Raw genomic sequence first — 18,709 nt, forward strand, 5'->3', positions numbered from 1 at the left:
CGGGTAGAGTCTTCCTCGCAAGCAGGCGGCGCCGAGGCGCCGGCTCGCGCCGCTAGCTCAACTGGCAGAGCAGCTGACTCTTAATCAGCGGGTTCGGGGTTCAAGTCCCTGGCGGCGCACATCGCGGAAAAGGGCGTCCTCCTCAGGAGGGCGCCCTTTCCATGTTTCCTGGGACGCGTTCCCGTCAACTGGTCCAGACCAAAGTATTGACGTGCACCCATCAGCGCCCCCACGCTGTCCGGTATTGGTCTGTACCAGCCTCCGCCCCCACCCCTGGAGGAACCGAACCCGTGTCACGTACGCGCAGAGGCCGCAGCCTCCGAACCCTGATGGGCGCCGCCACCGCCGGTGCCCTCGCCGTAGCCGGACTCACCACGATGGCCGCCACCAGTCACGCGGCCACCACCGACGCCACCGCGACCGCCGCCACCGCGCTGGGCAGCAACTGGTACGCGGCGGCTCCGTACTTGATGCCGCTGGACAACGATCCGCCGGACCCCGGCGCGGTGATGGACGCCACCGGCCTGAAGGCGTTCCAGCTCGCGTTCATCCTCGCGCCCAGCGGCGGCGGCTGTACGCCGACCTGGGACGGCACCGACCCGGTCTCCTCCGACACCTCGGTCGCAGGCGTCATTTCCGAGATCCGCGCCAAGGGCGGAGACGTGTCCGCCTCGGTCGGCGGTTACGCGGGCACCAAGCTCGGCCAGGCCTGCGGCACGCCCGCCGCGACCGCCGCCGCCTACCAGCAGGTGATCGACAAGTACCAGCTCAAGGCGATGGACTTCGACCTCGAAGAGCCGGAGTACGAGAACACCACGGCCGTGGCCAACGAGATCGGCGCCGCCAAGATCCTCCAGCAGGACAACCCCGGCATCTACATCTCGGTCACCACCCCCGGCACCTCGGCCGGTACCGGATGGTTCGGCCAGCAGATGCTCGACCAGGCGAAGGCGGACGGCTTCACGCCCAACGCGTTCTCCATCATGCCGTTCGACGGCGGCTTCAACGGCGCCGCCTCGCAGACCGCCGCGCTGACCGCGTTCAACCAGATGCTCCAGTCCACGTTCGGCTGGGACCAGGCGACCGCGTACGCGCACGAGGGCTACTCCGGCATGAACGGCCGCAGCGACAGCGGCGAGTACTTCTACCAGTCGGACTTCCAGACGGTGCTGAACTACGCCGAGAGCAACCACATGGCGCGGTTCACCTTCTGGTCGGTCAACCGCGACCGCCAGTGCAGCCCGCCGGACAACAACGGCCAGACCTCCGGCTCGTGCAGCAGCGTGCCGCAGGGCGCCTACGACTTCACCAAGTACTCGGTGGAGTTCGCCGGCGCGACCCCGCCCACCACGCCGCCCACCAGCCCCCCGCCCACCTCAGGCACCTGCACCGCCGCGCCCTACAGCGCCACCGCGGTCTACACCGGCGGCGACGAGGTCTCCTACCAGGGCCACACCTGGAAGGCCAAGTGGTGGACCCAGGGCGAGGCCCCCTCGGACGGCGGCTCCGGAGTCTGGGAGGACGAGGGACCCTGCTGAGGCGCCTCGGCCAGGAGAAGTGAAGGGGGCCGGCCCCGAACGGGGCCGGCCCCCTTCACCGCCTGATCCCCGTGCCGCGGCGTCAGATCGCCAGCGACAGCAGGACCGGGGCCGAGCGTTTGTTGAGGGTGTCGGCTGCCTTCTTCAGGCGGTGGGCTCGGTCCAGGGGCATCGAGACCGCGAGGCAGCCGACCGTGCTGCCCACGGTCACCGGGACCGCGGCGCACACCGTGCCGACCGCGTACTCCTGGAGGTCCAGCGTGGGGACCGTGGGCGGCTGGCTGTCGAGGGTGTTGAGCAGGACGTCCTCGTTGGTGATCGTCTTCGACGTCAGCCGGGCCACCTTGTGCCGTGAGACGTGCTCACGCCGTCCGTCCGCGTCGAGCTGGGTCAGCAGGCACTTGCCGACCGCGCTGGCGTGCGCCGCGTAACGGAAGTCGACCCACTCGTTGACCTTGGGGGCGGCCGGGCCGTCCGCGTAGTCGACGATGCGGACCTCGCCCTCGTCGTAACGGCTGAAGTAGACGGCGGCGCCGACCTCGTCGCGCAGCCGGGTCAGGACCGTCCTGATCTTGTCGGTCAGGGCCTGCTGCCGGGTGCCGCTGCCGAGCAGCTGGGCCAACTGGCCCGCGGGCACGTCGATCTCCCGGGCCAGCTGCGCGGCCGTCACGCCGTGGCCGTGGCGGTCCACGGTCTCCAGCACCCGGATCGCGTACTGGATGGCGTAGACAGGCGTCATCTGCCGGTGCTCCAGTGCCACGGGGTCCCCCTCGCAGGTGTGACCGTTTGTCTTGTCAGGGTGACCGCCGGTCACGACCCGTCGGCTCGACGAAGCCGCGACCGACACCTGAACCGGAATCCACGATAGCTCCAACGGGCCGGTTATGGACCCTGATTGACCACTTGACGGCCCTGCGACCCCGGCACGAGCAGGGGTGGCCCACTTTGGCATATGCCCTTGTCACGGGCCGCCGGAAAAAGGGAACCGCTGTGCGCCGCACGGGTACTCGACGCGGCGCACGGGTTCCTTCGGGGCGAGCGGAGACAATTCGGCGCACCGCGCTCAGGAATTCCCGGGTGCGTTCATGGCGGGGCGAATTGAACAATGCCTCCGGCGGCCCGGATTCCGCCACCCTCCCGCCACCGAACATCACGGTGACCGTCGGGAGGGCTACGGCGTGGGGCGGGGGTCCACCGGCACGTAGCCCAGACGCTTGTCGACGACGTTGAGCAGGGGGGTGCCGGTGGTCCAGCGGCTGTAGTTGGCGAGGAACTGTTCGGCCAGTTCGTCCTGCCAGCCGAAGGTGTCGGCGCTCATGTGCGGGGAGACGAACAGGCCGGGGATGTCCCACAACTGGTGGTCCTGGTCGAGCGGTTCGTCCTCGAAGACGTCCAGCGCCGCGCCCGCGATGCGCCCGGTCAGCAGTGCCTCGGCCAGGTCGTCGGCGACCACCAGCGGGCCGCGGCCGACGTTGACGAAACGCGCCGAGGACTTCATGCGGGCGAAGGCCGCCGCGTCGAACATCCCCCGGGTCGCCCGGGTCAGCGGTGCCGCGCACACCACCCAGTCCGCCGCGGGCAGCAGCCGCCACAGCGCCCCGGCCTGGTGGACCACCCCGAACTCGGGGTCGGCGTCGCGCCGGGTGCGGCCGACGAGTTCGACCCGTACCCCCAGCGCGGCCAGCGTCCTCGCGATCGCCCGGCCGATCGGGCCCGCCCCGACCACCACCGCACGAGTGCCCGCCACCCGCATCGTCTCGCGGTGCCGCCAGCGACGCTGGCGTTGCAGCTCCCAGGTGCCCCGGAAGTCCTTGGCCATCGCCACCACCAGCCCGGCGACGTACTCCGCCACCGGCTGCTCGAAGATCCCGCGGGCGTTGGTGAGCACGGTCGGCGCGGCGACCAGTCCGGGGAAGACCAGCCGGTCGACGCCCGCGCTCGCGGTGTGCACCCACGCCGGCACCCGGGCGCCCGCCGCGGGCCACGCGTCGCGCACCGCGTCGGACCCGAAGTCCCACACCAGCAGCGCGTCGGCGAGCGGCAGCCGCGCCCGCAGCGCGCGGTGGTCCGCCGACCCGGCGCGCAGCACCCGGGCCCGGCGGTTCAGCCGGGCCAGCTGGCGCGGCGGGTCGTCACCGACGACGAGCACGGTGGGGAAGTCGGGAGCGGCCCGGGGAGCCGTCTCGGGACCAGTCATGACGTGAAACCGCTTCCGGAACGTGAGCCTGGTGACGCTGGACGAGGCGCTCGCGGACGGGCTCCGGCTGTGCGGACGGGGGTGAGAGCTGCGCGGACGAGGTGAGAGCTGCGCGGACGGGCGAAGGAGCTGTGCTTCGGCTGTGTGGACTGGCCACGCTAGGGACGCCCGGCGAACGTTGTCAACAATCGGTGGAAGCGCCCGGGCGCCGGGAATAAGCCGAGGCCGGGACCGGCTGGCTGTGGAGGAAACGTTCCCGTACCGCAGGAGGCGAGAGCAGGTGGCCGACGAGACCATCGCCGCCGACGAGATCAGGGGCCCCGCGCGGGGCACCGCTCCCGTGCCGTTGTCCGTGCTCGACCTGGCCACCGTGGGCAGTGGCCGGACGGCGACCGAGGCGCTGCGCACCTCCGCCGAGCTGGCCCGGCGGGCCGAGGCCCGCGGCTTCCACCGCTTCTGGGTGGCCGAGCACCACTCCATGCCCGGTGTCGCCAGCTCCTCGCCCGCGGTCATCCTCGCCCACCTAGCCGCCCACACCACCACCATCCGGCTGGGATCCGGCGGCGTGATGCTTCCCAACCACGCGCCGCTGGTGATAGCCGAGCAGTTCGGCACCCTCGAAGCGCTCGCCCCCGGCCGGGTCGACCTGGGCCTGGGCCGCGCCCCGGGGACGGACGGCGCCACCGCCGCCGCGCTGCGCCGCAGCGACCAGTTGCACGAGGGTGCGGACGAGTTCCCCCGGCAGCTCGCCGAGCTGGTCCGCTTCCTCGACGACGACTTCCCGCAGGGCCACCCTTATGCGCGCATCCACGCGGTGCCCGGGCCCGTGCAGGGCGGCGTGCCAGGCGGTGTCCAGTCGCCCGCCCGGCCGCCGGTGTGGCTGCTGGGGTCCAGCGGGTTCAGCGCCCGGCTCGCCGGTGAGCTGGGACTGCCGTTCGCCTTCGCCCACCACTTCTCCGCGCACAACACGGTCCCGGCGCTGGAGCTGTACCGCGAGGCGTTCCGGCCGTCCGCCGTGCTGGACCGGCCCTACGCGCTCATCGGCGTCCAGGCCTTCGCCGCCGACGACGACCGCGCGGCGCGCCGCCAGGTGCTCACCGGCGCCCTCGCCATGCTGCGGCTGCGGACCGGCCGCCCCGGCCTGGTGCCGACGCCGGAGGAGGCCGAGGCGCACCCGTTCGGTGAGATCGAGCGGGACTTCGTGGACTCCTGGCTCGCCAACGTCGAGTACGGGACCCCGGACGCGGTCCGCGAGGGCCTGAACGCGCTCGCCAAGCGCACCGGGGCCGACGAGCTGATGATCACCTCCAACGCCCACGGAGCGCAGGAACGGCTGCACTCGTACGAACTGATCGCGGACGCATACGAGTTGCCCAAGGGCTGATGACCTCGGCTCCGGTCACCTCAGGGACTCGACGGCCTCGGAGCCCGATCCCGCGGCCGCCCGATCCCGCGGCCGCCCCCGGAACCGCCGCCGCCGCACGGTCGTTGGAGGGGGCAGGGCGTGACGAAGGGGGCCGGGCGTGGTGGTGCCGTCCTGGGAGGCGTGGTGGCGTACGGCGGCCACCCGGCCGGTTCCCGCGATGACCGGGACGTACCGGGTGCGCAGACCGCGCCGCGACCCCGGCAACGGGATGACGCCGGGCCGGGTCGGCGTCGTCGAGACCTTCGCGCACCGACCGCCCGGCTGGTGGCGCGGCGTCCGCCGGGACCCGCTGGGCGCGGCGGGGGACGCGCTGTGGATCACCGCCCCGGCCGCGCCCGACCGCCACGGACGCGGGTTCTCCTGGGACTTCGCCGGATCGCCGCGCCGACTGGCGCCGGCCGGGGGCGCGGGAGCGTTCGCGGGAGCCGTGCCCCGGGGCGGTCCGCGCCCGTACACGCGGGCCGGGCGGGAGGCCGCGGAGTGGCTGCTGGACGTGCCGCACGCGGGACGGCTGCGCGTCGTGCTGGACGCCGAGCACCCGCTGGTCCTGCTGGCCGAGACCCCGGACGGTGAGTACCGCGAGGAGCTGACGGACCTGGCGTTCCCCGGATCGCTCCCGGAGGAGCTGTTCGACCCCGGTCACGCGGAGGCGGCGCGGGCCGCCTGGGAGGTGCGGCTGCGCGCGGCCCAGGCCGCCTGGCGGGAACGGCCGTTGCCGGCGCCGGGCCACTGGCCGGGCCCGCGCCCCGCCCCCCGCGTGATCGACGGGGACCTGGCGACGGGGTTGCTCGTGCTGGACCTCGGCCTCGGCGGCGGCGCCCCCGCCCCGGGTGCCCGCCCCGTCCGTGCCTCCGCGGCCGGCCGCTCGCGGGGCCCGGTCGCCGCCCGGCTGGCCCGGCGCCGGCGCGGTGAACCCCCGTACCTCGGCGGCATCTTCGCCGACCCGAAGGTCTTCGTGCACACCTGGTCCGACGGCGTGTGGCAGTGGTCGCTGGCCACCGAGGGCCCGGCCCTGTCACCCGAGGACCTGAGCGCGGTCATCGCCTCCATGCCCGCGCCGGACACGGACTGAACTCCCCGCACACACCCGGGTTACCGGCCACGCGGCCGGGAGAACTCGCCTCCAGGCGGTCCACCAGCCGGTGGACCGCCCCATCAGGCTGATCATTCACAAGGGCGCGAATTGGTCTAGTCCACGATTAGTCCAGACCATTGACGTGTACTTGACGTGTCGGTATCCCAGAGACAATCACCCCCACCAGGAGGTTGTCCCTGTGCGCACACCTCGCAAAGGCCGAAGGGCCGTCAGGCCGTGGACCGCGGCCCTGGCCGCCGCGGCACTCGGCATCGGCGCGTTCGGCGCGCTGCTCGCCGCGGGAACCGCCGATGCCTCGTCAGCCCCGAGGACCTCGGCCGTCTCCGCGGCCAACACCACCGGCGCCGCCACCACCAGTGGCGGCCTGAAGGTCGCGTACTACGACCAGTGGTCGGTCTACCAGAACGCCTTCTACCTCAAGAACGTCCAGGACGAGGGCGAGGCCGGCAAACTCAACTACCTCATCTACGACTTCGAGAACATCGACCCGACCAACCTGACCTGCTTCGAGAACACCAAGGCGTCGGACCCCGACCCGGGCGGCGAGTCCGACCCCAACGCCGGTGACGGCGCCGAGGACGCGTTCGCCGACTACCAGAAGTCGTTCGGCAGCGACATCAGCGTCGACGGCACGGCCGACGTCTACAACCAGCCGATCGCGGGCAACTTCCACCAGCTCCAGGAGCTGAAGGCGAAGAACCCCAACCTCAAGGTGCTGCTGTCGATCGGCGGCTGGACGTACTCCAAGTACTTCTCGGACGTGGCGGCCACCGACGCCTCGCGCAAGAAGTTCGTCTCGTCCTGCATCGACATGTTCATCAAGGGCAACCTGCCCTCGCAGGGCGGCTACGGCGGCACCGGCAGCGCCGCGGGCATCTTCGACGGCTTCGACATCGACTGGGAGTACCCGGGCGGCGGCGGACACGTCGGCAACCACTCCAGCCCCAGCGACAAGCAGGACTTCACCGCTCTGCTGGCCGAGTTCCGCTCCGAACTCGACGCCCAGGGCAAGGCGGACGGCAAGAGCTACGCCCTGTCCGCGGCCCTGCCGGCCGGCCAGGACAAGATCGCCGACATCGAGACCGACAAGATCGGCCAGTACCTCACCTTCGGCGACCCGATGACGTACGACATGCACGGCGGGTTCGAGCCGACCGGCCCGACCAACCACGCCTCGCCGATCTACGACAACCCCAACGACCCCAGCTCGCCCATCGCGCCCGGCAACGAGAAGTACTCGGACGACGAGGCGATCAAGGCGTACACGGTCGGCGACTCTCAGTACGGCATCCCGGGCGGCTTCCCCGCGAGCAAACTCAACTTCGGGGTGCCGTTCTACTACCGGGGCTGGACGGGCGTGCCCGCGGGCAACGACCACGGCCTGTTCCAGACCGCGACGGGACCGGCGGCGGGCTCGGCCGACTCCGGAAGCGTGCCGGGCGTACGGATGTACAAGGAGCTGACCGGCGTCGTGGACAACCCCAGCGACACCTTCTGGGACCCCGTGGCGCAGGCGGCCTACTTCTACGACGGCACCAACTTCTGGACCGGTGAGGACGCGCAGTCGTTGCAGGCCAAGGCGGACTACGTCCACTGCAACGGCCTCGGCGGCGAGTTCATGTTCTCGCTGTACGACCTCGACCAGGCGGCGACGCTCTTCAACGACACCGTGAACGACGTCAACGGCAGCGCGGGCACGTGCACTCCGGGCGGCTCCACGACCGGGGGTACGACCACCGGCGGTTCCACGACCGGGGGTTCGACCACGGGCGGCTCCACGACGGGTGGCTCCACGACCGGAGGCACGACCACCGGCGGCTCGACGACGGGCGGTTCCACGACCGGGGGCTCGACCACCGGGGGGAGCACGACCGGCGGCTCGACCACCGGAGGGTCCACCACCGGGGGTTCGACCACCGGCGGTTCGACCGGGGGGACCACCGGCTCCGGCGGAGTCGTCAACGGCGGCTTCGAGAGTGGCGCGCTGACCCCGTGGACCTGCTCCGGCGGTACGGGCAGCGTGCAGAAGACCACCGTGCACGGCGGCACGTACGCCCTGGCGGGCGCGGCTTCCAGCAGCGACGACGCGCAGTGCCAGCAGACCATCAGCGTGAAGCCCAACACCAAGTACACGCTGAGCGGTTACGTGGACGGCTCCTACGTCTACCTCGGTGACTCCGGAACCGGCACCACGGACACCTCCACCTGGGCCAGCACCGGCGGGAGTTGGCAGAAGCTGTCCACCTCCTTCACCACCGGTGCGAACACCACCAGCGTGACGATCTACGTCCACGGGTGGTACGGCCAGGGCACGTACTACGCGGACGACATCGGCGTCGCCTGACGCGCCCGGCGGAGTCCGCCTTCCCGCGATGCCCGGCGAGTGAGAAAGCCGCCCCTCACCACTCGCCGGGCATCGCCCCGTTCCGTCTCCCGACGTCTCACGCGTCGGCGGCCGGCGCGCCCAGCATCTCCGCGATGCGCTCCGGTGCCACCGGCCGCGAGTAGAACCACCCCTGACCGGTGTCGCAGCCGATGCGCCGCAGCCGTTCCGCCTGCTCCGCGCTCTCCACGCACTCCGCCGTCACCGTCAGGCCCAGCCGGTGGGCGAGTTCGACCAGCGCGACCACGATCGTCTCGTCGGCCGGGTTGGGGTGCTCGGGGTCGCGGAAGCCGCGCACGAACGATCCGTCCAGCTTCAGCGCGGCCACCGGGAGCCGGCTCAGATAGGCCAGGTTGGAGTAGCCGGTGCCGAAGTCGTCGATGGCGATGCGCACGCCCATCTCGTGCAGGGCGTGCAGGGCCTGCAACGGGCGGCCCGCCGACCCCATCACCGCCGACTCCGTCAGCTCCAACTGGAGCAGTTCAGGCGGCAGTCCGGTGTCGTCCAGGATTCCGGCGACGTCCGCCACCAGGTCGGAGTCCCACACCTGACGCACCGCGACGTTCACGCTGACCGAGATCGGCTCGTCCGGGTGGTCCTTCTGCCAGACCCGGGCCCGGCGGCACGACTCCGCCAGCACCCAGCGGCCCAACTGCACGATGGCGCCGTTCTCCTCGGCCAGCCCGATGAAGCGGTTCGGCGCCAGCAGCCCGAACTGCGGGTGGTCCCAGCGCACCAGCGCCTCGACGCCGCGCAGCGCCCCGCCGTCCAGCGCCACCAGCGGCTGGTACTCCAGCCTGAACTCCCCGCGTTCCACGGCCTGCCGCAGGGTGCTGGACAGCGCCTGGCGGGTCATCCGGTGCGCGTTGCGCTCGGGGTCGAACAGCGCCCAGCGCGCCTTGCCGTCCGCCTTGGCCCAGTACAGCGTGGTGTCCGCGGCCTGCATCAGGCCGGTCGGCGAGGTGCCCGCGGCCGGGCGCTCCACCACGCCGATGCTGGCGGAGACCGCGAGCCGGTGGCCGTCGAGGTCGAACGGCCTTTGCAGCGCGGCCAGTACGGCGTCGGCCAGCGCGGTCGTCTGCTCGGTGCCGTCCGACTCCTCGACCAGCAGCGCGAACTCGTCGCCGCCCAGCCGGGCCACCAGATGACCGCCCTCCGCCACGCAGGCCAGCAGCCGTCCGGCCACCGCGAACAGCAGCCGGTCGCCGATCGCGTGGCCCAGGGTGTCGTTGACCGCCTTGAAGCCGTCCAGGTCCAGGTAGCAGATGCCCACCCGCTCGGGCCCGGGGGAACGCAGGGCGGCGCCGAGCCGTTCGAAGAACAGGGCGCGATTCGGCAGCCGGGTCACCGGGTCGTGCATCTGCAAGTGCCGCAGCCGGGCGGCGAGTTCACGCTGCTCGCTGACGTCCTCGACGGACAGCAGCGCGGCCCCGGCCTGGGTCGCCGCCTCGCCGGCGCCGGGGGAATCCTGCCGCAGCGCGTCGAGCGTCACCTCGGCCCACAGGGCCTGGCCGCCGGGGTGCTTGAGCCGGCAGGTGCAGCGCAGCCGCTCCCGGCCGCCGCGCAACACGTCGTGGTAGGCGTCCCGGACGCGCTCGTCCCCGCCGAGCCCCACCAGGTCGGCGGCGCGGCGGTCGGCGAGCCGGTCGGGGTCGGCGCCGAGCAGAGAGCCCAGCGCGGGATTGGCGGCCAGCAGCCGTCCGTCGCGGTCGACCAGGGCCATCGCGGTGCGCGCGGCGTTGAACGCGGCGTGGTAGTCGCGCAGTCGCGGCCCGGGCGGGCCGCCGCGACCGGGAGGCCTGCCGTCACCGTCGGTCACCGGCGGGGGAGGCGCGGCGGGCTCGCCGGCTCGGCCGACCAAGGGCCCGCCGTCAGCTTGCTCCCGCATCGCAGTCGTCTCACACAGTCGGTCGTACGGAGGTCCCGGGAAACCATGAGAGCGGTTTCCCGCGCGGAAATGTGGCGATCATAGAGGTTCGCGACGGCTCTGAGCCACCGTCATCGTGGTGATTCTCGGCACGCGGGAGCACCCGCGGGGCGCGTTGACCGATCTTGCGCCGATCCCGCACGCCTTGGCGCCCCGCTGATCCGATGTGACCGTTCCCGACCGGTGCTCACGGTACGTGATGTCCGGGCCTGGTGTTGTGCCGACGACACGAGCGGACTATCAGAACAGGGCATAAGAGGATGAACTGCCTCAGGGTGGGTCAGGTCAGCGAAGTGACCCGATCCCGTCCGGGGAGGTCGTGTGCGAGGCGGCGCGTACGGAGGTGCCTTCGGCGACGCCGCCGAACGGCACGCCGACGGGGTCGGCGGCGGCGAAGGCCTCGGGGAAGGGGGCAGCCACTTCGGAGAAGGAGGCGGGGGCCTCGGGGACGGAGGCAGCCACTTCGGGGATGGCGGCGCCGGCCCGGGGGACGGGGGCGGGAACGCCTTCGAGGGGTCCGGGCCGTACCCCCTGCGCAGGGTGGCGGCGCTCGCCGTGGGCTTCCTCGCGCTGGTCGCCTGGGGGCTGGCCGCCGGGCCCGCGCAGGCCGCGTCCGCCAACGGCCCGTGCGCGCTGGCGGCGACCGGCGCCCGGCACTCCGAGGGCCTGTCCGCCTGGAACGCCGCCTACCCGCGTCCGCTGGGCGAGGTGAACGCGGTGATGTTCTTCCTGTCCTTCCCCGACCACACCCCGGACGTCACCACCGCCACCCTCGCCGCCGACCACTTCCCCGCCACCACCGAGTACTTCGACCGTGCTTCGTACGGCCGCTTCCGGCTGCGCCCCCGCATCACGCGCCGCTGGTACCGGATGCCGCGGCCCTCCACCGCGTACGGCATCGCCCGCGCCTGGAGCCCGGCCGCGCGCGCCCGCTACATCCGCGACGCGCTGGCGCTGGCCGGCCGGGGCGGCGACCTGCGCCGCGTCCCGGTGGTCTACCTGGTCGCCGACCCGGACGCGCCGGGCGTGGACTCGGACGCGACCAAGGTCGTCAGCTTCGACCAGCCGCTGCGGGCCGGCGGCACGTCGCTCAAGAGCGTCGTCACCGTCTTCGAGCGCCACCCGCCCGACCCCAACGTCCTCGCCCACGAGACCAACCACGTCTTCGACCTGCCCGACCTCTACCGCCAGCCACCCGCCGCGCCCGGGGGAGGCAGCGCGGGCGACGCGGCCGCCGACTCCTGGGACGCCCAGGTCGGCGACTGGGACCTCATGGGCAGCCAGTTCGGCCTGGCGCCCGACCTGTTCGCCTGGCACCGCTGGAAGTACGGCTGGATCGACCGCTCCCAGGTCGCCTGCGTGGACCACCCCGGCACGAGGACCACCCGCACGCTCACCCCGGTCGAGACGGCGGGCGGCACGAAGCTGGTTGTGGTGCGCACCAGCGCCACCTCCGCGCTGGCCGTCGAGGCCAGGGCGCAGCGCGGCAACGACGTCACCGCCTGCCGCGAGGGCGTCCTGCTCTACGAGGTGCGCAGCGACGTGGACACCGGCGAGGGCCCGATCCGGGTCCTGGACGGCCATCCGCGCACCGGCGCGTGCTACGGCGCCTCGGTGCGCCCCCAGCTGGCGGACGCCCCGCTGGCCGCGGGGGAGTCGTACGCGTACCGCTTCGGCCCGTCGGCGCACGAGACGGTGGACGTGCGGGTGGACGCGCGCACCGCGGCCGGCGACTGGCGGGTGACGGTGGTGGAGCCGTGATACTTGGGGGCGGGGGCGGGGGCGGGGGCGGGGGCGGTGCGGGCGGCGCGTGGCGCCGGGTGCGCACGAGGGTGGTGCTGCTGGTCGGCGTGCTCGCGGTGGTGGCGGCCTGCGCGGTGGGGGTGGAGACGGTGGCGTCCGGGGCACCGGCGGCCGCGCCGCCCGGCCGGCCCTGCGCGTTGCGGGCGGTGCCGGGCGTGGAGATGTCCGAGGGCTTCCCGGCCACCCGGAGCAGCCAGTACGCGCGCTCCACGGGCGTGCTGCGGGCGCTGACGCTGTTCATCGACTTCCCCGACGCGCCGGCCCAGGAGTCGGCGAAGGCGCGGTACGACGAGTTCTTCCCGTTCGTCCAGCAGTGGTACGCCCGCGCCTCGTACGGCAGGCTGCGCTACGAACCGGTGCCGGTGCTGCGGTGGTTCAGGATGCCGCGCCCGTTCTCCGCGTACGGGATCACCCGCGGCTACGGGTGGCCGGTGCACCGGGCGATGATGCGGGACCTGGCGGCGGTCGTGGGGCGGACGGTGGACTTCCGGGGCTACGACCTCGTCAACGTCATAGCGGCCCCCAACGCGGGCCCGCCCGCCGACCGCACGGTGCTGTCGGTCACCTGGACCGGCGGCAACGCGGCCACCACGGAGAACGGCACGCACCTGGACCGCGTCTCGGTGATCTACGGTCGCGACCAGGCAGGCCCCCGGGTCCTGGCGCACGAGAACGGTCACATCCTGGGCCTGCCCGACCTGTACGCGGTCGACGACTTCGCCCGTACGGACACGCTGGCCGGGCAGTGGGACACGATGTCGCTGGACTGGGGCCTACAGGGCGAGCCGCTGGCCTGGCACAAGTGGCGCATGGGCTGGCTGACCGACGCGCAGGTGGCCTGCGTCAGCCGTCCCGGCACCCGGGAGGTGGCGCTGTCCCCGCTGGAAGTGCCCGGGGGACGCAAGGCGGTGGTCGTGCCGTTCGGCAGGACGACGGCGTACGTGGTGGAGGCCCGCAGGGCCCTGGGCAACGACGCGCAGGCCTGCACGGAAGGCGTCCTGATCTACCGAGTCCGCACGGACGTCCCCTCGGGCGGAGGCCCCGTCCACCTGATGGACGCCCACCCGAGGACGGCAGCGTGCGCGTACAGCAGCAGTGCGTTCAATTCCCTGAACGACGCGCCGTACGGGGTGGGTTCGACGTTCACAACGAAGGGTTTGGCGGTGAGGGTGCTGGCGCGTAACGCGGAGGGAGGGTGGACGGTGAGGGTGGGGAGGGGGTGAGGTTGTTCTTTGCGGGGGTGGGCGTGCGTGCGGGAGGGGCGAGGGCGGGTCGCGGGTTCGGGCGCAGGGGGCTGGGTTTGCGTGCGGGAGGGAGCGATGGCGGGGGCCTCAGGCGCGGGGGTGCAGGGGCGGAGCCCCCGCTTTCGGGGGGAGAGGTGGAGCCCCGCGGGGCCACTGGCAGGACCTGTGGGCGGGTGGGTGGGCAGCGAAACCCCAACCACACCCACCCCCGAACGCAAGAAGGCCACCCCCGCCGAGGGGGTGGCCGTAACGTGCGCCGCCAGGGACTTGAACCCCGAACCCGCTGATTAAGAGTCAGCTGCTCTGCCAGTTGAGCTAGCGGCGCTCACCAACGTCGTAGATCATACCCGATCCGCCCCGGCCCCCCGCGCCGCGTCGTCGTGGCCCTCCGTGCCGCGGCTCCCCGCGTCAACTCGCCCCCGGAGCCCGTCCACGATCAGCCTGACCCCGGAGGCGAACGCCGCGTCCCTGTCCGGCGGCGTCCCCTCCCGCGCCCAGCGGCTGAGCAGCGGGTACGCCGCCAGGTCGGCCGTGGGGTCCCCGACGCCGCCGACCGCCTGCTCCTGCATCACGAACCCCGTGACGTAGCTGGTGACCGTGTCCCCGAAGTGCGCCGCCAGCGCCAGCGGCACGCCCGCCGCCGTGAGCAGCGCCAGCCCGTCCTCCGCCGCCCGCAGCGCGGACCGCCCGAGGGGGGTGTACGTGGCGACCAGCCGAGCACCGTCCCGGTGCGCGAGCAGCGCCCGCCGCATCCCGTGAGCGAACGCGGTCACGTCCTCGGCCCAGTCGCCCGAGGCCGAGGGCGCGGGCGAGACCGACGCCGGTGTGGGCGCTGCGAACGCCTCGTCCATCACGCGTTCGGCCATCGCGCCCAGCAGTTCCCGCTTGTCCTTGACGTGCCAGTAGAGCGCGCCGGGCTGAACGCCGAGCCGGGCGGTCAGCGCCCGGGTGGTGAGCTTGTCGAGCCCGACCTCGTCGAGCAGAGCGAGCCCCGCGTCGATCACCGTCTCGCGCCGCAGTGGCATGCTCGCGCTCCCTTCCTTCTTGACGGGGCCCAGCGTACCGGCCTAACTTGAGCAGTGTTCAATTGAGCGTTGTTCAAGTCGGGGTGCGACGGCGAGGCGCCGGAGCATCCGGAAACGGGGGAATCCGCATGCGAGCGACCACACCGGTCCAGAAACCCGCAGGTCAAGAAGGCGGCGGCAAGCAGCCCGGCCCCGCCTTCCCGCCTCTGCCCGACGCCCCCGCCTGGCAGCCCCCGCCGCCCGGCGCAGCCCACCGCCTCCTCGCCGGTGCGCTCCCCACGTACTACGAACGCTGGGGCGGCGACGGCCACAGCAGCGAGGAGCGGCCGCCCGTGCTGCTCCTGCACGGCGGCGGGACCGGCGCGTTCAGCTGGTGGGGCCAGGCGCCCGCGCTCGCCGAGCGGTACGACGTCTACGTGCCGGAGCGGCGCGGGCACGCGCGCACGCCGGACGCCGACGGCCCGATCTCGTACGAGGCGATGGCCGACGACACCGCCGCGTTCATGGTGGCGGCGGGTTTGCGGACCGCCCGTGTCGTCGGCTGGAGCGATGGCGCGACGGTGGCCCTCCACCTCGCGCTGCGCCACCCTGAGCTGGTCGAACGGCTGGTGGTGATCGGCGGCGGAGTGACCCGGGAGGGCGCCACGCCCGCCGCCGACGCGCTGATCCACGACGACGCCTCGCGCGAGTTGCTGGCCGGGATGTTCGCCCCGCAGTACGAGCCGCTGTCGCCGGACGGCCCCGCGCACTTCCCGGTGGTCTTCGCCAAACTGCTGCGGATGTGGCGGGCGGGCACCGGCATCGAGCTCGCCGACCTCGCCCGGATCACCGTGCCGGTGCTGGTGATGCAGGGGGACGACGACGGGGTGCGGGTCGAGCACAGCGCCGAGATGGTGGCCGCGCTGCCGGACGCGCAGCTCGCGGTGGTCCCCGGCACGTCGCACGCGTTGCCCCTGGAGAAGCCCGCCCTGGTCGCCGGGCTGCTGCTGGACTTCCTCGGCGAGGACCGCGAGGCGCGCCCGGCGAAGATGATGCCGCTCGGCGTGAAGTCGCCAGGACGCGGCTGAGGGCGGGGCGATCAAGGGACCACGGGGCCACGGGACCACGCAGGTCAGGAAATGACGGAGGCGCCTCACCCGAAGAGGTGAGACGCCCAGGTCAACGGCCTTGCCGTGATGGTGCGCCGCCAGGGACTTGAACCCCGAACCCGCTGATTAAGAGTCAGCTGCTCTGCCAGTTGAGCTAGCGGCGCCCGGCCAACGTCGAAGACCTTAGCATCCTGTTCCGGCCCAGGAAAAATCGACAAGTGCGCAGGCCCGGGCAGGCGCGGCTCAGGCCGGAGCGGTCCCTTCCGCCCGGGCCGCGCGCAGGCACGCCCACAGCAGGACCGCGGCCCCCGGCAGCCACGGATCGCGCACCCCGGGCGCCACCAGCCAGCGTGACGCGCAGCGCGCCGAGCCGCCCTCACCGTCACCCTCGGCCGTGCCGGAGGCGGCCGGCGGGTCGGGGACCAGCGGCGGCACGGTCACCGCGTCGCCCGCGCCGTGGCACAGCGGCCGGGGCACCAGCTCGCCCCACTCCTCCCACGACAGCAGCGACGGCAGCCGGTCGGCGGTGCCGGGCTCGGCGAAGACCAGGACGCGGTTGTGGTGGAGGGCGACGGGACCGCAGCCCGGCCCGGCCGTCCACAGCCGCTCCAGCATCCGGCGGCCGAACAGCGCGGGCAGGTTGACCACGTCGAACGCCGTGCCGCACGGCAGCACGCTCGGCGCCGAGGGCCGGGCCGACCACAGCGCCTTGACGCTGCGGGGGAAGGCGCTGGCGGAGGCGAGCCACTCGGCGCCGTCGACCGTGACGTACTCGGAGTGCAGCGCCGCGTCGGCCTGCCACAGGTCGAGCCCCGGTGCGCCGGGGCGGCGGGGATCGGTGGGCCGTACGTCACTGTTCCGGATGTCCCAGGTCATGTCGGTCATGGCAGATACATCTACCGGCGGCATGGTTCCGGTTGCCCGGATCGCCGGAAATCGGGACAGCCCGGGGCCTGCGGCGGTACCCTGCCCGCATATGCCACCGGCCCATGATGCCCGTGCATTCGCGTGTGCGTCCGCCGGTGCGAAGGCCCGTGCCGCTGCACGTGCATCAGCGAAGCGACAGGCCTGACCCGCCGTGGCGTGAGAGGGCGCGGAGGTCAGTCGACCGCCGGGCGCTGCCGGAGGAGATCGGTGCCGAACTCGATCATGCGCTGCGCGTAGTCCTGCGACCAGTCCGCCCGCCGGGCGATCGACTCCACCGTCGCGCGGTCGAAGCGCTTGGGGTCGGCGAGCTGCGCGGCCGCCATCGCCTGGAACTCGGTGGCCCGGTCGGCCGCCGCCCGGAACGCGAGCGCCAGTTCGGTGGAACGCTCCAGCAGCTCACCCGGGTCGTCCATCGACTCCAGGTCGAAGAAGTGCTCCGGATCGTCCGCGGCGGCCTCGGGCTCGAAGAGCAGCGGCGCGGGCCGCATCCTGGGCCGGCCCGCCGCCGTGTCCGGCGTCTGCTGAGCCGAGTTCGGCTCGGACATCTACCTACCTCCAGGTTGTGGACCGTCATCCATTGTCCCGCACCCGCGCAAGCCCCCGAAGGCTCGCGGCCCCGGCGGCCCGCCGACTCATCCCGGCGGACCCGGTGCTCCCCCGGCCGGGCCGGCGCCGCACGGGCCGCCTGCCGGGCAGACGGAGGTGTGGGGGTCAGGGACGCCAGACGACCCGGTGCTCCGCCAGCCGGGCCAGCACCGCGTGGTTCGCCTCCCAGCCGTCCGGGAACTTCACCGTCACCCCGAGCCGCACCGGCTCGGTGGAGGGGTGGTCGTCCAGCAGCCGCTCGACGCCCGCCCGGCAGACCACCACGCAGGCGTGCCGGTGCCGGGAGGCCAGCACGCACAGGCGGCCGGTCTCCAGGTGGAACGCGGTCGCGTCCGGCCGCCCGGACAGCGGGTGCAGCACCACCGTCACGTCGAACTCCCGCCCCTGCAAGCGGTTCGCCGTGTCCACCGCGACGCCGGTCACGCCGAGACCGGCCAGCGCGGAGCGCACCGCCGCCGCCTGGTCGCGGTGCGCGGTGCCGACCGCGATCCGGTCGGCGGTCAGCGGCGCCGGTTCTTCGGACCGCTCGCTGACCGTCACCCCGCCGCGCTCCAGCATCCGGCGCACCACGAGCGCCACCGCCGCGACCGCCTCCGGGTCGGTGCGCGGGGTGTGCCGGGCGGGCAGCTCCAGCAGCCCCCAGCCGCTGACGGCGGCCTCGTCCAGCACGCGGTCGGCCGCGCCGCCGTCCGACGCCACGCCGAACGCCATCCGCCGGTCCCCGTGGTCCGTACCGCTGCGGAACGGCGTGTACGGGTAGAACGCGCCGGAGATCAGCGGCGCCGCCGACGCGGGCAGCCGCCAGGAGACCGGCAGCCGGTGCTGCGGCAGATCTGGGTTGTGCGCGAGCAGCGTGACGACCGCGCTGGCCGACGGGTCGTAGGACAGCCCCGCCCACTGCTCGGCGCCGACCACGCTGAACGGGTCGAGCTGCCCCGGGTCGCCAACGAACAGCGCCCGTTCGAAGAGCCCGGCCACCCGCAGCAGCGCGTCCGAGCGCATCTGGTACGCCTCGTCCACGATCGCGTGGCGCCACGGCTCGACGTTCTTGACATAGCCCCACTTGGCCGCGGTCGCGATCACCACCTGCCGTTCCAGCAGGTCCGCGACCTTCGCCGACTTGAGGACCGACGGGTGCCGGTCCAGCGCCGGGTCGGGCGGCGAGTCCGAGCCGTGCAAGCGGCCCACCGCCAGCTTCGGGTCGGCCGTCGCGAGCCGGTCGGCGAGGTCGTCCACCTGGGCGTTGGTCTGCGCGACGATCATCAACCGCTCACCGGACGCGGCCAGTTCGCGGGCCGCGCGCACCACGAGCGTCGACTTGCCCGCGCCGGGAGGGGAGTCCACCACGACGCCGCGCCGGGTGCCGTGCCGGGCGTCGCGCAGGATCGCCTCGGTGGCCCGGGCCGCGGCGGACGCCGGGTCGTCGCCGGGCACGAGGGCGGTCACGGT

The 18,709-nt window shown here is 73.2% G+C and carries 15 protein-coding genes and 3 tRNA genes; 8 read left to right on the top strand and 10 right to left on the bottom strand.

Features of this window, described 5'->3' with window-relative positions; translation table 11 throughout:
- The first annotated feature begins 46 nt into the window (after positions 1–46).
- Together CK485_RS04490 and CK485_RS04495 are read left to right on the top strand one after the other, a co-directional pair.
- Positions 47–119 (top strand) — tRNA-Lys (locus CK485_RS04490).
- Between the two features lie 258 nt (positions 120–377).
- The gene (locus tag CK485_RS04495; protein ID WP_241968152.1) at positions 378–1,538 is read left to right on the top strand and encodes a chitinase; all 1,161 of its coding nucleotides are present in this window, start codon (positions 378–380) and stop codon (positions 1,536–1,538) included.
- Positions 1,539–1,620: 82 nt separating this feature from the next.
- Here CK485_RS04495 and CK485_RS04500 read toward each other — a convergent pair whose 3' ends face one another.
- Both CK485_RS04500 and CK485_RS04505 read right to left on the bottom strand, forming a co-directional pair.
- Positions 1,621–2,277 (bottom strand): IclR family transcriptional regulator C-terminal domain-containing protein, encoded by a 657-nt coding sequence (locus CK485_RS04500; RefSeq protein ID WP_109447592.1) that lies wholly within the window; start codon positions 2,275–2,277, stop codon positions 1,621–1,623.
- Between the two features lie 432 nt (positions 2,278–2,709).
- Positions 2,710–3,735 carry a D-2-hydroxyacid dehydrogenase gene (locus CK485_RS04505; protein ID WP_109447139.1) on the bottom strand — a complete coding sequence of 342 codons (1,026 nt, stop codon included), beginning with the start codon at positions 3,733–3,735 and terminating at the stop codon, positions 2,710–2,712.
- Positions 3,736–4,015: 280 nt separating this feature from the next.
- On the opposite strand from CK485_RS04505, the gene CK485_RS04510 reads away from it, so the two are divergent.
- From CK485_RS04510 to CK485_RS04520, 3 genes are all read left to right on the top strand, one after another.
- Entirely contained in the window at positions 4,016–5,119 is a 1,104-nt protein-coding gene (locus CK485_RS04510) for an LLM class flavin-dependent oxidoreductase (protein ID WP_109447141.1), read from the top strand.
- 139 nt (positions 5,120–5,258) lie between these two features.
- Positions 5,259–6,233, top strand: a complete 975-nt coding sequence (locus tag CK485_RS04515) for a hypothetical protein (RefSeq protein ID WP_109447143.1) — start codon at positions 5,259–5,261, stop codon at positions 6,231–6,233.
- A 202-nt stretch (positions 6,234–6,435) separates the two neighbouring features.
- Positions 6,436–8,601: a glycosyl hydrolase family 18 protein gene (locus CK485_RS04520; RefSeq protein WP_109447145.1), complete on the top strand. Its 2,166-nt coding sequence runs from the start codon at positions 6,436–6,438 to the stop codon at positions 8,599–8,601.
- 97 nt (positions 8,602–8,698) lie between these two features.
- On the opposite strand, the gene CK485_RS04525 is transcribed toward CK485_RS04520, so the two are convergent.
- Both CK485_RS04525 and CK485_RS28950 read right to left on the bottom strand, forming a co-directional pair.
- Positions 8,699–10,528, bottom strand: a complete 1,830-nt coding sequence (locus CK485_RS04525; protein WP_109447147.1) for a GGDEF and EAL domain-containing protein — start codon at positions 10,526–10,528, stop codon at positions 8,699–8,701.
- A gap of 324 nt (positions 10,529–10,852) precedes the next feature.
- The gene (locus CK485_RS28950; RefSeq protein ID WP_199239245.1) at positions 10,853–11,029 is read right to left on the bottom strand and encodes a hypothetical protein; all 177 of its coding nucleotides are present in this window, start codon (positions 11,027–11,029) and stop codon (positions 10,853–10,855) included.
- Between the two features lie 78 nt (positions 11,030–11,107).
- On the opposite strand from CK485_RS28950, the gene CK485_RS04530 reads away from it, so the two are divergent.
- Both CK485_RS04530 and CK485_RS04535 read left to right on the top strand, forming a co-directional pair.
- Positions 11,108–12,328 carry a M6 family metalloprotease domain-containing protein gene (locus tag CK485_RS04530; RefSeq protein WP_241968125.1) on the top strand — a complete coding sequence of 407 codons (1,221 nt, stop codon included), beginning with the start codon at positions 11,108–11,110 and terminating at the stop codon, positions 12,326–12,328.
- A gap of 59 nt (positions 12,329–12,387) precedes the next feature.
- On the top strand, positions 12,388–13,593 hold the full coding sequence (locus tag CK485_RS04535) for a M6 family metalloprotease domain-containing protein (protein WP_241968126.1): 1,206 nt from the start codon (positions 12,388–12,390) through the stop codon (positions 13,591–13,593).
- A gap of 273 nt (positions 13,594–13,866) precedes the next feature.
- Here the strand turns inward: CK485_RS04535 and CK485_RS04540 are convergent.
- Positions 13,867–13,939: transfer RNA gene (locus CK485_RS04540), tRNA-Lys, on the bottom strand.
- A 16-nt stretch (positions 13,940–13,955) separates the two neighbouring features.
- Positions 13,956–14,639 carry a TetR/AcrR family transcriptional regulator C-terminal domain-containing protein gene (locus CK485_RS04545; RefSeq protein ID WP_109447149.1) on the bottom strand — a complete coding sequence of 228 codons (684 nt, stop codon included), beginning with the start codon at positions 14,637–14,639 and terminating at the stop codon, positions 13,956–13,958.
- A gap of 128 nt (positions 14,640–14,767) precedes the next feature.
- Here CK485_RS04545 and CK485_RS04550 point away from each other — a divergent pair, with 128 nt between their 5' ends.
- Positions 14,768–15,706 carry an alpha/beta hydrolase gene (locus CK485_RS04550; protein ID WP_109447151.1) on the top strand — a complete coding sequence of 313 codons (939 nt, stop codon included), beginning with the start codon at positions 14,768–14,770 and terminating at the stop codon, positions 15,704–15,706.
- Positions 15,707–15,815: 109 nt separating this feature from the next.
- Here CK485_RS04550 and CK485_RS04555 read toward each other — a convergent pair.
- The 4 genes from CK485_RS04555 to CK485_RS04570 form a co-directional block, all read right to left on the bottom strand.
- Positions 15,816–15,891, bottom strand: a tRNA-Lys gene (locus tag CK485_RS04555).
- A gap of 79 nt (positions 15,892–15,970) precedes the next feature.
- On the bottom strand, positions 15,971–16,612 hold the full coding sequence (locus CK485_RS04560; RefSeq protein ID WP_241968127.1) for a hypothetical protein: 642 nt from the start codon (positions 16,610–16,612) through the stop codon (positions 15,971–15,973).
- Positions 16,613–16,827: 215 nt separating this feature from the next.
- Complete coding sequence (locus CK485_RS04565) at positions 16,828–17,199, bottom strand: hypothetical protein (protein WP_109447153.1); 372 nt, start codon at positions 17,197–17,199, stop codon at positions 16,828–16,830.
- A 166-nt stretch (positions 17,200–17,365) separates the two neighbouring features.
- On the bottom strand, positions 17,366–18,706 hold the full coding sequence (locus CK485_RS04570) for an AAA domain-containing protein (RefSeq protein ID WP_109447607.1): 1,341 nt from the start codon (positions 18,704–18,706) through the stop codon (positions 17,366–17,368).
- Positions 18,707–18,709 lie beyond the last annotated feature (3 nt).

This window comes from Streptomyces sp. ICBB 8177 (assembly GCF_003144095.1).
In the GTDB taxonomy this organism is placed as follows: domain Bacteria; phylum Actinomycetota; class Actinomycetes; order Streptomycetales; family Streptomycetaceae; genus Streptantibioticus_D.